Origin of the sequence: Pelosinus baikalensis, from assembly GCF_020819555.1 — a bacterium.
In the GTDB taxonomy this organism is placed as follows: Bacteria; Bacillota; Negativicutes; order DSM-13327; family DSM-13327; genus Pelosinus; species Pelosinus baikalensis.
The window spans coordinates 49,169-61,994 of the sequence record NZ_JAJHJB010000010.1 but is presented as its reverse complement, the minus strand read 5'-3'; the positions used below and the strand labels follow the sequence as shown (position 1 = coordinate 61,994).

The following is a 12,826-nucleotide window of genomic DNA, read 5'->3' as shown; positions in this document are numbered from 1 at the left end:
AGCCAATGAAAGGAAGTTATATATGGCATTTACTGATTTACGTGAATTCATTCATGCTCTAGAAGAGCGGGGCTGGTTGAAGCGCATTCAAGAAGAGGTAAATTGTGACCTGGAGATTACAGAGATCACTGATCGGGTATCTAAAATGTCTGGTGAGAAAAATGTAGCCTTACTTTTTGAAAATGTAAGAGGCTACAATATGCCTGTGCTCATGAATGCTTTTGGCAGTATGGAGCGTATGGCGCTGGCTTTAGGCGTAGACAAACTTGATGATATTGCAGCAGAAGTAAAAGAAATCTTCAAATTACCTTATATTTCTGTACAGAATAAATTAGATTTGCTGAAAATTATTCCTACCGCTAAGCGGGCGATAAACTTCCCTAAGTATGTAAAGAGCGGACCATGTAAAGAAGTGATCATTAAAGATCAGCCTTCGTTAGATAAATTTCCTATTTTAAAATGCTGGCCTGGTGATGCTGGCAAATTTATTACATTGCCTTTAGTATTTACTAAAAATCCTTTGAATGGTAAGCGAAATGTGGGAATGTATCGTTTGCAAGTATATGATGGACAAACGACAGGTATGCATTGGCATATTCATAAAAATGGGGCAGAAAATTATCGGGCTCATCAGACATTAGGTAAAGATCGTATTGAGGTGGCTGTAGCTATTGGTACTGATCCAACTCTTACATATGCGGCTACGGCTCCATTGCCGAAAGATATTGATGAAATGGTATTTGCAGGATTTTTGCGTAAAAAATCCGTAGAAATGATTAAGTGTGAGACGGTGGATGTGGAAGTACCAGCTCATTCGGAAATTGTCCTGGAAGGGTATGTGATGATTGATGAATTGAGAAGGGAAGGACCTTTTGGTGACCATACGGGTTATTATTCCCTTGCTGATGATTATCCTGTGTTTCATATTACTTGTATTACTCATCGTAAAGATCCTATTTATCCAGCTACCATCGTAGGCAAACCGCCAATGGAAGATTGTTTCTTAGCAAAGGCTACAGAACGTATTTTCCTGCCTGTATTGCAAATGAATTTACCAGAAATCATTGATTTGAACCTGCCTCTGGAAGGTGTTTTTCATAATTGTGCCGTAGTATCGATAAAGAAAACCTATCCCCAGCAAGCCAAAAAAGTAATGCATGCGATTTGGGGTATGGGGCAAATGATGTTTACTAAAATGGTTATTGTCGTGGATGAACACGTTAATGTGCAGGATATGAATGAAGTATGGTGGCGCGTGTATAATAACATTGATGCTCGCCGTGATATTGTGATGGTGGATGGACCACTGGATGTACTGGATCATTCTTCGCCGATGCCAAACTGGGGGACCAAAGTGGGGATTGATGCCACAAAAGCCTGGGCTGCCGAAGGCTATACCCGAGAATGGCCGGATGAAATTGAAATGTCAGCAGAAATAAAAGAGATGGTTGACAAGAAATGGAAGGGATTGGGTCTTGAGTAAAATTAAAGCACATCTTGATAATATCGTATTATCGCATACTGTATTTGCCTTACCTTTTTCCTATATTGGTGCTATATTAGCAGCTGGCGGTATACCTACAGGCGGAGAATTCTTCTGGATTACTTTGGCTATGGTGGGCGCACGCAGTGCAGCTATGGCATTAAATAACTGTATTGATTTAAAATATGACAAATTACAGCCAAGGTTTGCAAATCGCCCCATGGTAACCGGGGCGGTTAAGCCTTGGGAGGCAATACTTTTAACATTAGCCAGCTTGGGGCTATTTGTTTGGGCAGCAGCCAATTTACATCCTTTATGCTTACAATTGGCTCCCTTGGCAATACTCCCTTTAGTCATCTATCCCTATATGAAACGATTTTCCTGGACTTGTCATTTAGTTCTGGGTTTGGCTTTATCCATTGCACCCATTGGCTCTTGGGTAGCGATACGGGGAGATATTACCATGCCTATCATCCTGCTTGGGTTAGCTGTTGGGGTATGGATTGCTGGTTTTGATGCTATTTATGGCTGTCAAGATGTTGCTTTCGATAAAAAGCATGGGTTGCATTCCATGCCAGTACGCTTTGGCATACCAAGAACATTGGCTATATGTAAAGCAATGCATGTGATTAGTATTATGGGCTTTTATTTAGTAGGACAGCTCATGAACATGCATGGAATATATTATGCGGGTGTAGTACTCGCTGCATTGGTATTAATTTATCAGCATTCCATTGTCACCCCTACTGATTTTCGCTTGGTGACTCAAGCTTATTTTATGCGTAATGGCTTAGTAAGTATTGCCTTATTAGTATTTACTGTAATTAGTATTCTGGCATAAAGAAGATTGGATTAAGGCAGAAATAATATTTTTTCTACGCCAGAGAGAAAACAGCATGGGGGGATGTTATATGACAGCAACATTATTAGAAGGTAAAGTTTTTGCAGCAGAAATAAAAAAGAGTGTGCACAAGGATGTTGAAAAGTTTATAAAGTCACAGGGGATTATGCCTGGACTGGCAGTAATCATTGTTGGGGAGAATGCTGCCTCAAAAGTATACGTAGCCAATAAGCATAAGGCTTGTGAAGAATTAGGCATTTATTCAGAAGTGATACGTATGCCGGCAAGTGCCACTAAGCAAGAATTATTAGAACAGATTCATGTCTTGAATGAAAGTACTACCATTCACGGTATTTTATTACAATTACCATTGCCTGATGCTTTAAAACATGATGAAGCAGAGCTTTTAAAAGCAATCCACCCTGATAAAGATGTGGACGGATTTCATCCTGTAAATGTGGGTAAATTAGCAATCGGTCAAGAGCATCTTGTACCGTGCACACCTGCTGGCTGTATCAAAATTTTGGAACTTGCCAATGTAGAAATTGCGGGTAAACATGCAGTAATCATTGGGCGGAGCAATATTGTTGGTAAACCAATGGCAAATTTATTATTGTCCCGTCATGCTACAGTAACCATATGTCACTCTCGGACTGCCAATTTACCCAGCATCACTTCCCAAGCTGATATCTTAATAGTTGCAATTGGCAAAGCTCATTTTGTGACTAAAGATATGGTAAAACCAGGTGCTGTAGTAATTGATGTGGGAATCAATCGCCTTGCAGATAAAAAATTAGTGGGTGACGTTAACTTTGAAGATGTAAAAGAAGTGGCAGGGGCCATTACCCCCGTACCAGGCGGCGTTGGCCTTTTGACCATTGCGATGTTACTTAGTAATACGGTAAAAGCTGCCCAGTTGCAGTGTCATAAAGAACATAAATAGACCAATTCATTCGGTAGTGTTACAGCCAAATGATACTTGAAACAAAGCGATTGTATCAAGTATTCACTTTGGCTGTAGTTATATAAGGAGGTATATAAAATGAAAAGTGATGTTGAAATTGCGCAAGAGGCACATATGATACATATTGAAGAAGTTGCCAGTCAACTTGGCATTACGCAAGATGATCTTGAACTTTATGGAAAATATAAAGGGAAGGTATCATTACAGACTTGGGAAAATATTAAAACTCGCCCTGATGGTAAGTTAGTATTGGTTACCGCTATTAACCCGACAGCGGCAGGGGAAGGCAAAACAACGACTACAGTCGGTCTTGGCGATGCGTTACATCAAATTGGAAAAAAAGTGGCCATAGCGCTGCGTGAGCCATCCCTAGGACCCTGTTTTGGCATGAAAGGTGGTGCTGCTGGTGGTGGATATGCACAAGTAGTGCCGATGGAAGATATTAATTTACATTTTACTGGAGATTTTCATGCAATTACAACGGCTCATAATTTATTAGCCGCTATCATTGACAATCATATTCATCAAGGAAATGAATTAGGCTTAGATCCTAGGCGTATTACCTGGCGCCGTGTGATAGATTTAAATGAACGTTCACTACGCTCGATTATTTGCGGACTAGGCGGGAAAATAAATGGTATACCCCGGGAAAGCGGTTTTGATATTACGGTTGCTTCAGAAATGATGGCTATTTTATGTTTAGCCAGTGATTTAGATGACATGAAGGCTCGTATCGGTAAGATTATTATTGGTTATACCTACGGAAATGAACCCATTACTGCTGAAGCATTACATGTCACGGGAGCTTTGACGTTATTGTTTAAAGACGCTATAAAGCCTAATTTAGTGCAGACATTAGAACATACTCCGGCTTTTGTCCATGGCGGACCTTTTGCTAATATTGCCCATGGCTGCAATAGTGTAATGGCGACTAAATTTGCATTAAAACTGGCTGATATTTGTGTTACAGAAGCTGGTTTTGGTGCTGACCTTGGTGCTGAGAAATTTTTAGATATTAAGTGTCGGTTTGCGGGGATCAAGCCAGATGCAGTGGTAATTGTCGCTACTGTTCGCGCTCTTAAAATGCATGGTGGCGTACCTAAAACAGAGTTAGTGGGAGAAAATATGCCAGCTTTAGAAAAAGGCTTGGCGAATTTGACAAAACATATTGAAAATATGCAGAAATTTGGTTTGCCAGCAATCGTTGCTATTAATGCGTTTCCTACAGATAGTTCCCAAGAACTTGAATTTGTAAGACAAAAATGTGTGGAGTTGGGTGCTGAGGTTGCTTTATCAGAAGTATGGGCTAAAGGTAGTCAAGGTGGCATAGAACTGGCCCAAAAAGTTCTCGCAGCTTGTGAGCAGCCTGGCAATTTCAACTATCTATATGATGTGAATGCATCGATCAAGGATAAGATCGCAACTATTGCCAGGGAAATATATGGTGCCGAAGGGGTTAGTTATACTCCTCAAGCGGAGAAGACAATTAAGGAGCTTACAGCTTTAGGTTTTGATAAAACACCTATATGTATGGCTAAAACTCAATACTCTTTGAGTGATGATATGACCCAATTAGGACGACCTACTGGCTTTACCATCACTGTGCGTGAAATTCGAGTAGCAGCAGGAGCTGGATTCTTAGTAGCACTGACAGGTGAAGTGATGACTATGCCAGGGCTGCCTAAACGTCCAGCGGCAGAAAAAATGGATATTGATAATGTTGGAAAAATTGTTGGCTTGTTTTAAGTATAAGCAAGAATTAGGACAGGTTTCATTATAAATGGTGAATCGTATTGATAAAGTATTGACTTATCATGAGAAAGGGATAAAATTAGAGACATATTACTAATAAAAATTGGACTATTATTTACATTACGATTCGAGAAGTTTCTGGGAAGGTGAAATAGGTAAGGGGTTTACCTTTCCTTAATTAAAGGAGGTTTCTTGTGTATAAAATTCTTGTGAAACAGCAGTTGGCGCCAAGTGTTCAACTTTTTGAGGTGGAGGCGCCTCTGATTGCTAAAAAAGCAAAACCCGGGCAATTTGTTATTTTACGTGTAAATGATCAAGGGGAGCGTATTCCTCTAACCATTGCCGATTTTAATCGGGAAAAGGGCAGTGTTACCCTTATTTTCCAAGAAGTAGGTGCTTCTACAGTTGAGTTAGGTCGCTTACAGCAAGGGGACTTCTTATTAGATTTAGTTGGTCCTTTGGGTAAGCCTACTCATATTGAAAAGTTTGGTACGGTTGTCTGCGTAGGTGGTGGTATCGGTATAGCACCAGTATATCCTATCGCTCGTGGTCTGAAAGAAGCAGGTAATGAAGTGATTTCAATTATTGGGGCCCGCTCGGAGGATATTTTGATTTATGAAGAAGAAATGGCGGCAGTCAGTGATCAATTGATCATTACAACGGATGATGGCTCAAAAGGTATTAAAGCTTTGGTTACCCAGCCACTAAAAGAATTATTAGATTCGGATAAAACCATCGGTCTAGTAGTCGCGATTGGTCCTGTTATTATGATGAAATTTGTTGCAGAAACAACCAGACCTTATGGGGTTCCTACAGTCGTTAGCCTGAACCCTATCATGGTGGATGGTACTGGCATGTGCGGCGGCTGTAGAGTTTCCGTCGGTCAGGAGAATAAATTTGCCTGTGTTGACGGTCCCGAATTTGATGCCCATAAAGTTGACTTTGAAAGCCTAATGGCGCGTCAGCGTATGTATAAACCTCATGAAAAACAGCATAGTGAGTATATTGCTGGTAAAAGAGAGGAGGGTTGTAAATGTCACTCTCACTAAATAAAAATCCAATGCCAGAGCAAGAACCTAAAGTACGGGCAAAGAATTTTGCTGAGGTAAGCCTTGGTTATACGGAAGAGCTAGCGAAAGCAGAAGCAGCACGCTGCCTGCAATGCAAAGCAGCACCTTGCCGTAAGGGCTGCCCCGTACAAGTTGATATTCCTGCTTTTATTAAAGAGGTAAAAGAAGGAAATATGGACGTAGCCATTGCAAAAATAAAAGAAGTGAATAGCCTTCCAGCAGTTTGTGGCAGGGTATGTCCTCAAGAAGAGCAATGCGAAAAATACTGTGTCTTGGCTAAAAGAGGGGAAGCAGTAGGTATTGGTCGTCTAGAACGCTATGTGGCAGATACTGCCCGCAATAAAGGAGAAAGTATTGCTGCAATTGATTATGCCCCTGATGCACAGAAAGTAGCTGTCATTGGTTCTGGACCGGCAGGCCTGGCAGTAGCAGGCGATTTAGCGAAAAAGGGTTATAAAGTTACTATTTTTGAAGCCTTGCATTTACCAGGCGGCGTTTTGATGTATGGCATCCCAGAATTCCGTTTGCCAAAAGACGAGGTGGTACAAGTAGAAATCAACAATTTACGCAAGCTTGGTGTGGAAATTGTTGTGAATGCTGTAATTGGCAGCACCTTTACCGTTGATGAACTCATGGAAGAAGAAGGCTTTGATGCTGTATTTATTGGTACAGGAGCAGGACTTCCTTACTTTATGGGAGTACCAGGAGAAAATCTGAATGGTGTCTATTCTGCCAATGAATTTTTGACTCGCTGCAATCTGATGAAAGCCTATCGATTCCCGGAATGCGGTACACCCATTCATGTAGGAAAAAAAGTAGCGGTTGTCGGTGGTGGCAACGTAGCCATGGATGGAGCAAGAACTGCTCTGCGCTTAGGGGCAGATCGTTCCTATATCGTGTATCGTCGTTCGGAAGCTGAGTTACCAGCAAGATTAGAAGAGATTCATCATGCAAAAGAAGAAGGCATTGATTTTCAATTTCTCACAGCTCCTACTGCTGTAATCGGCAATAAGGATGGCTGGGTCACAGGCCTTCAATGCGTACGAATGGAGCTGGGTGAACCCGATGCCTCTGGACGTCGCCGTCCTATTGAAATTCCAAATTCTGAATTTGTATTAGAGGTAGACACTGTCATTATCGCCATTGGTCAAGGTCCTAATCCTTTAGTACAATCTACTACAAAAGGATTAGATACGAATAAAAAGGGCAATATTGCTGCTCACGAAGAAACTGGCGTTACCAGTAAACCAGGTGTATTTGCTGGTGGTGATATTGTAACTGGTGCAGCCACGGTTATACTAGCCATGGGCGCAGGCAAAAAAGCTGCAGCGGCTATTGACAGTTATTTGCAGGAAAAGAAAGCAAAATAATAAAATAGAATGTATAGCTTAGAGATATTTTCCCTAAGGACAAGTAGGGTAAGGGTTAATTCCTCTGTATGCCATCATAAGAAAAGCCTTCGCAGGTATGCGAAGGCTTTTCTTATGATGTATTCGGCATAGCGACACAGCGATGCTCGGACAGTGAAAGTCTGTTATACGTTGGTTATAAGAGTGTTATCCCAAGGGCAAAGCAAATATTTTTGCGGTATTATGCCTTTGGGCAAATCTCTTATATGCAAAATGATGTGAGGTGAGCGTGCTGAAAAAAATTATTTTAGGTTATATTTTTTTAGCTTTATTTCAGACAAACTCTAAGATTAATCTTTGCAGCTGCAAAAAAATTGGCGGTATTTTCCCGTAATCATTAAGCTAATATGCAAGAATGCGGGGAATTGAAGGTTATTTGCGTTGGCATCATTATTGCATTAAAAGAAGGTAAGTAGTGGCAATAGGGTGCCAGTTTGGCAAGCTATTAAATATAGCAAGAGTGCAAAGCTTACTACATTCGCTATACTAGTACCTTATCAGCCCTAATCCAGTGAATACTGACGGTCTATTTTCCGCAACCCTTCGTTGTCGTCGGTCAGCATACTCCCGGTATGCCTCCCTCCTCCGCCTTGTGTTGCGAAAAATAGCCTCGCCATTATCCTACCGTTTTAGAGCTGACAAAGTATTAGAATATTTTGCACGTATTCGTAAAAGATGGAGGTAGGTACTATGGGTTATCCTTTTATTGAAATTGATCTTGATAAAATTACTGCTAATGCTCGTTTGATCGTTAACATGTGTAATGCTCATAATATCCAGATTGTCGGTGTGGCTAAAGCTGTGTGTGCGGATATCGATGTAGCTAAGGCTATGTTAGCTGGCGGAGTGCCTATGCTAGGGGATTCACGGGTTCAAAACCTTCGCAGGCTTCGAACGGCTGGTATTGATGTTCCGCTGCTGCTGCTAAGGATTCCAATGCCGAGTGAAGTGGATGAAGTGGTGAAAATTGCTGACTGTAGCTTAGTTTCTGAGCTTTCAACGATCAGTCAGCTGAGCCAGGCTGCCATCAAGGCTGGAGTTATTCATGACGTAATCCTAATGGTGGACATGGGAGATTTAAGAGAAGGAGTTATGCCGCAAAAAATTTTGCCTCTGGTTCAGCAAATCCTTTTGCTATCGGGAATACGTTTGCAAGGACTTGGCGCAAATTTTGCTTGTTATTCAGGCAAAATTCCTACACAGGAAATTCTTGAAAAACTTGTTGCGTTAACTCAGCAAGTTCGAGATGCGTTTGATTTGGCATTACCCATTATTTCTGGTGGTAATTCTGCTACTATTGACTTACTAATGACTAGTGCCATGCCAGCGGGAATTACTCAATTGCGAATTGGAGAAGGTATTTTACTCGGGCGGGAAACCCTAAAGCGGAATCCTATTCCGGGGGCTTACCAGAATTCTTTAATTCTACATGCTGAGATTGTCGAGGTGCAGGAAAAACCATCAGTGCCGTCAGGAGAAATTGCCCAAGACGCTTTCGGGAATATACCGGTACTTATTGACCGAGGTATCCGCAAACGAGCGATTGCAGCCATTGGTCGCCAAGATGTTGAAATCGATAATTTAACGCCAATATTAACAGGAATTGATATTTTAGGCGGTAGCAGTGATCATTTGATTCTTGATGTCAGTGATGCTGCTGAAGATATTACTGTCGGCAGTGAGGTTTGTTTTTATTTGCGGTATGGAGCTTTGGCTCATGCCATGGTTTCGCCCTATGTATCTCGCGTTTACAAACACGGCAATATTAAATAATGCATGTCATTGTTTAAGCAGATATATCATCCTTACTTGGGGGAATTTTCATATGAAATTTAAGGAAAATCTATTACTTTTACTTACGGCGGCCATCTGGGCGCCTTACTTAGCTTCTTTTACAAGCCGGCATACCAAATTTTATACGGTGGGATTTTCTCTGTTGCCATTGGGCATACCTTGCAAATCATTGGTCAGAGTTATACCTTGCCTTCTCATACTGCTACTATCCTTAGTATGCAGACGGTTTTTGCAGCATTTGGAGGTTATTTATTGCTTGGTGAGTTGCTGGGATTACAAGAGATCCTAGGATGCATATTCATCATAGTAGGAATGTTTTTGGCCACAAATACCTGCGCTTGCACAGAAAAGGTGTGCGAAGAGTTCTTCATTTTCATCCGAGGGCTAACCCCTGTAAGACTCTTAGCTTCGCATCATTAATAGTCTATAAGTTAAAACTCTATCTAATTAAGTTTTCTTTATAGTAAGCCTAGGTAAGGTGCCAAATGCTGCAAATAAATTTGCTCACTTATAAAGGGAGGTATATGTCTATAAATTATCGAATAGCAAATTTATATTTGCAGATGGTGCAAATTTTTTTGCAGATGTCGTTATATTTAAGAGAGTTATATAGAGTAACAACGAGCCAGGGAAGTGACATATGCCGTTACCAACACCCTCCTGATATTTTACTAACCTACGATTATATTGAAAATAGATATTTGATAATTGAGAAAATTAAATGAGATGAAAAAAATTATATTGTACTAGCTTAGCTTGGCATGAATGTTGCAATATGCAGTTAGTAAGCAAGTTGATAAATGTGCTTGCAAAAATTGGGGAGGTTTTATTATATGGAAACAGTAAAAGTAATTCTATGGGGCTTGGGTGCAATGGGAAGCGGTATGGTCAGAGACATTGTACAGAACAAGAAAGGAATTGAAATTGTGGGTGCCATTGGGCAAAATCCTCAAAAAATTGGAAAAGACCTAGGAGATGTCTTGGGACTCGAAAAAAAACTGGGAGTTATTATATCCAAAAGCCCTGGAGAAGTATTGAATAATACGAAGGCGGACGTGGTACTGCTTTCTACTCAGTCGCTTACCAAAGAGGTATTTCCAGAGATTAAGCTGATTGTGGAATCTGGCAAAAACGTTATCACGATTGCAGAGGAAATGTCAGCACCGCAAGTGGAAACACCTGACTTGGCAAAAGAGATGGATGCACTTGCCAAAAAGCATAATGTCACTATTTTGGGAACTGGCGTTAACCCTGGTTTTGTGCTAGATACATTGATTTTAACATTGACTGGTGCTTGTCAAGTTGTAAACAAAATTTGGGCAGCCAGAATTAATGATCTTTCCCCTTTTGGTCCGACAGTGATGAAGAGCCAGGGAGTTGGCACTACTTTGGAAGAGTTTAATAAAGGTGTAGAGAATGGCACGATTGTCGGACATATTGGTTTCCAACAGTCCATTTACTTAATTGCTAATTCCCTTGGCTGGAAGCTGGACAAAGTGGTAGAAAGCCGCGAACCTATTATTACTAAGGTTTATCGTGAAACACCTCATGTTCAGGTTCAGCCTGGTATGGTTGCTGGCTGCCGTCATATTGCACGCGGTTTTTATAATGATCAGGAGATTATTACGTTAGAGCATCCACAGCAAATTCATCCAGAGTTAGAAGGGATAAAAACCGGCGACTACATTACAATTGAAGGTACACCGACAATCAAGTTTGCTGATGAACAAGAAATTCCTGGAGGAATTGGTACAATGGCCACTGCTGTGAATATGATTCCGCAAGTAATTAATGCCAGGGCAGGCTTATTGACTATGCCAGAATTACCTGTGATTACTGCTCTAATGGGTGATGTACGTAAACTAGTAACAAGATAGAGAAAAAGGGATGTAATTTACATCCCCCTGTTATAGACAATACCCCTATTTGAGAATATGATTCAGACTGCCTTTTTGGGTTTCCTTATGGATTAGGATTGTTGCTTTATAAGTAGGAGTACAAAGGGAAAAATGTACAAATGAAGGAGGATAGTAGGCAGAGTGTAATCACTGGAAAATAAACGAGGGGGACTAATAATGAATGAAAAATTTAATGGAAAAATTGAGCAGGCTATAGCGCAGCAGGCAGGTTTGGATCGGGGGATGAAAAGTCGACATTTATTTATGATTACGCTGGGGGGCGTTATTGGAACCGGATTATTTCTGGCTTCTGGTTCCACAATAAATCAAGCTGGACCGCTTGGTAGTGTAATAGCCTATATGATTGGCGGCTTTATCATGTATATGGTCATGATGTGTTTGGGTGAACTCGCTGTGGCAATGCCTGTATCCGGTGCTTTTCAAACCTATGCGAGCATGTTTATTTCGCCTTCTATTGGTTACTTATTAGGCTGGCTATTCTGGTTAAACGGGGCGACAACGATTGGAATTGACCTCGTGGCAGCAGGTATGCTGCTAAATAATTTGACAGGAATTTCTGAATGGATTTGGGTACTCATATTTGGTGGTGTATTATTTGCTTTGAATTCCTTGCGGGTAGGGGTTTTTGGTGAATCTGAATTTTGGTTTGCAGGTATAAAGGTAGCAGCCATCGTTGCCTGTATTATAGTGGGTGGTTTGTCAATGATGGGATATATTGGCGGTCATGAAGCAATTGGCTTTAATAATTATTTTACAGATGGCATATTTCCTAATGGTGTAGGTGCAATTTTAATAGCTATGCTCACGGTTGCATTTGCTTTTAATGGGACAGAAATTATTGGGATTGCTGCTGGCGAAAGCCAAAATCCAGAAAAAACTATTCCCAAAGCGGTGAATGCCACTGCATTTAGAACGCTATTGTTTTATGTTCTATCGATGATTGTTGTTGCAGCTATTGTTCCATGGAGAGAAGCCGGCGTAAAAGACAGCATTTTTGCTGAAGTTTTTCAATATGCAGGCATCCCTGGTGCCTACACGATTATGACATTAGTGGTTATTACTTCGGCACTTTCTTGTGGCAATTCATGGGCTTATAGTGCCACCCGTATTTTGTGGGCAATGTCTAAAGATGGTATGGCGCCGTCTGCATTAAGCAAATTAAATAGTCATCAGGTTCCTATGAATGCGTTGATTTTGACTATGGCTGTTTCTGGCATGTCTTTGTTATGCAGTGTGTTTGCCGCAGATACAGTATACCTTTGGCTGATTTCGATTTGTGGGTTAGCAGGTGTGCTAGGTTGGATGGGTATATGTGCTTCCCAATATTGCTTCCGAAAGCAATTTGTTGGTAATGGAGGAAATGTAGATAATTTGAAATATAAAGTTCCTTTATTCCCCCTAGTTCCAGCTTTAGGTTTTTTCCTCAATGCCCTCATTGTAATCGGATTATGGTTTGATGATAGTCAGCGTATTGCGATTTATGCTAGCGTACCGTTTATTATCATTGTTATGATATATTATTATAAGGTTGTTTCGCCACGTCGGGGATTGATTCAGATGGAGAAGGCAGAACGCACAGATAATCAAGCGTGAT

At 40.9% G+C, this 12,826-nt stretch carries 10 protein-coding genes; all 10 read left to right on the top strand.

Annotation, left to right across the window (positions count from 1 at the left end; genetic code table 11):
- Positions 1-22 precede the first annotated feature (22 nt).
- The 10 genes from LMF89_RS09410 (at position 23) to LMF89_RS09365 (ending at position 12,825) form a co-directional block, all read left to right on the top strand.
- Positions 23-1,483, top strand: coding sequence for a menaquinone biosynthesis decarboxylase (locus LMF89_RS09410; protein WP_007952708.1), 1,461 nt, complete (start codon positions 23-25; stop codon positions 1,481-1,483).
- On the top strand, positions 1,476-2,324 hold the full coding sequence (locus LMF89_RS09405; protein WP_229534839.1) for a UbiA-like polyprenyltransferase: 849 nt from the start codon (positions 1,476-1,478) through the stop codon (positions 2,322-2,324). Before LMF89_RS09410 ends, LMF89_RS09405 begins: the two co-directional genes overlap by 8 nt.
- A 70-nt stretch (positions 2,325-2,394) precedes the next feature.
- Entirely contained in the window at positions 2,395-3,267 is an 873-nt protein-coding gene (gene folD / locus LMF89_RS09400) for a bifunctional methylenetetrahydrofolate dehydrogenase/methenyltetrahydrofolate cyclohydrolase FolD (RefSeq protein WP_229534838.1), read from the top strand.
- A 99-nt stretch (positions 3,268-3,366) separates the two neighbouring features.
- Positions 3,367-5,034: a formate--tetrahydrofolate ligase gene (locus LMF89_RS09395; protein ID WP_229534837.1), complete on the top strand. Its 1,668-nt coding sequence runs from the start codon at positions 3,367-3,369 to the stop codon at positions 5,032-5,034.
- A 200-nt stretch (positions 5,035-5,234) separates the two neighbouring features.
- A complete protein-coding gene (locus LMF89_RS09390; protein WP_229534836.1) occupies positions 5,235-6,089 on the top strand; it encodes a sulfide/dihydroorotate dehydrogenase-like FAD/NAD-binding protein in 855 nt (284 codons plus the stop codon).
- Complete coding sequence (gene gltA, locus LMF89_RS09385) at positions 6,074-7,480, top strand: NADPH-dependent glutamate synthase (RefSeq protein ID WP_229534835.1); 1,407 nt, start codon at positions 6,074-6,076, stop codon at positions 7,478-7,480. The genes LMF89_RS09390 and gltA overlap by 16 nt, the downstream gene beginning before the upstream one ends.
- 729 nt (positions 7,481-8,209) lie before the next feature.
- Positions 8,210-9,292, top strand: a complete 1,083-nt coding sequence (locus LMF89_RS09380) for an alanine/ornithine racemase family PLP-dependent enzyme (protein WP_229534834.1) — start codon at positions 8,210-8,212, stop codon at positions 9,290-9,292.
- A gap of 180 nt (positions 9,293-9,472) precedes the next feature.
- Positions 9,473-9,733 carry an EamA family transporter gene (locus LMF89_RS09375; RefSeq protein ID WP_229534833.1) on the top strand — a complete coding sequence of 87 codons (261 nt, stop codon included), beginning with the start codon at positions 9,473-9,475 and terminating at the stop codon, positions 9,731-9,733.
- 413 nt (positions 9,734-10,146) lie between these two features.
- Positions 10,147-11,190: a 2,4-diaminopentanoate dehydrogenase gene (gene ord / locus LMF89_RS09370; protein WP_229534832.1), complete on the top strand. Its 1,044-nt coding sequence runs from the start codon at positions 10,147-10,149 to the stop codon at positions 11,188-11,190.
- Positions 11,191-11,388: 198 nt separating this feature from the next.
- Positions 11,389-12,825, top strand: a complete 1,437-nt coding sequence (locus LMF89_RS09365; protein WP_229534831.1) for an amino acid permease — start codon at positions 11,389-11,391, stop codon at positions 12,823-12,825.
- Position 12,826 lies beyond the last annotated feature (1 nt).

Coding starts and splice junctions, on each gene's coding strand:
- LMF89_RS09365 (WP_229534831.1), top strand. CDS start 11,389: ATGAATGAAAAATTTAATGGAAAAATTGAGCAGGCTATAGCGCAGCAG.
- gltA (WP_229534835.1), top strand. CDS start 6,074: ATGTCACTCTCACTAAATAAAAATCCAATGCCAGAGCAAGAACCTAAA.
- LMF89_RS09380 (WP_229534834.1), top strand. CDS start 8,210: ATGGGTTATCCTTTTATTGAAATTGATCTTGATAAAATTACTGCTAAT.
- LMF89_RS09410 (WP_007952708.1), top strand. CDS start 23: ATGGCATTTACTGATTTACGTGAATTCATTCATGCTCTAGAAGAGCGG.
- folD (WP_229534838.1), top strand. CDS start 2,395: ATGACAGCAACATTATTAGAAGGTAAAGTTTTTGCAGCAGAAATAAAA.
- ord (WP_229534832.1), top strand. CDS start 10,147: ATGGAAACAGTAAAAGTAATTCTATGGGGCTTGGGTGCAATGGGAAGC.
- LMF89_RS09395 (WP_229534837.1), top strand. CDS start 3,367: ATGAAAAGTGATGTTGAAATTGCGCAAGAGGCACATATGATACATATT.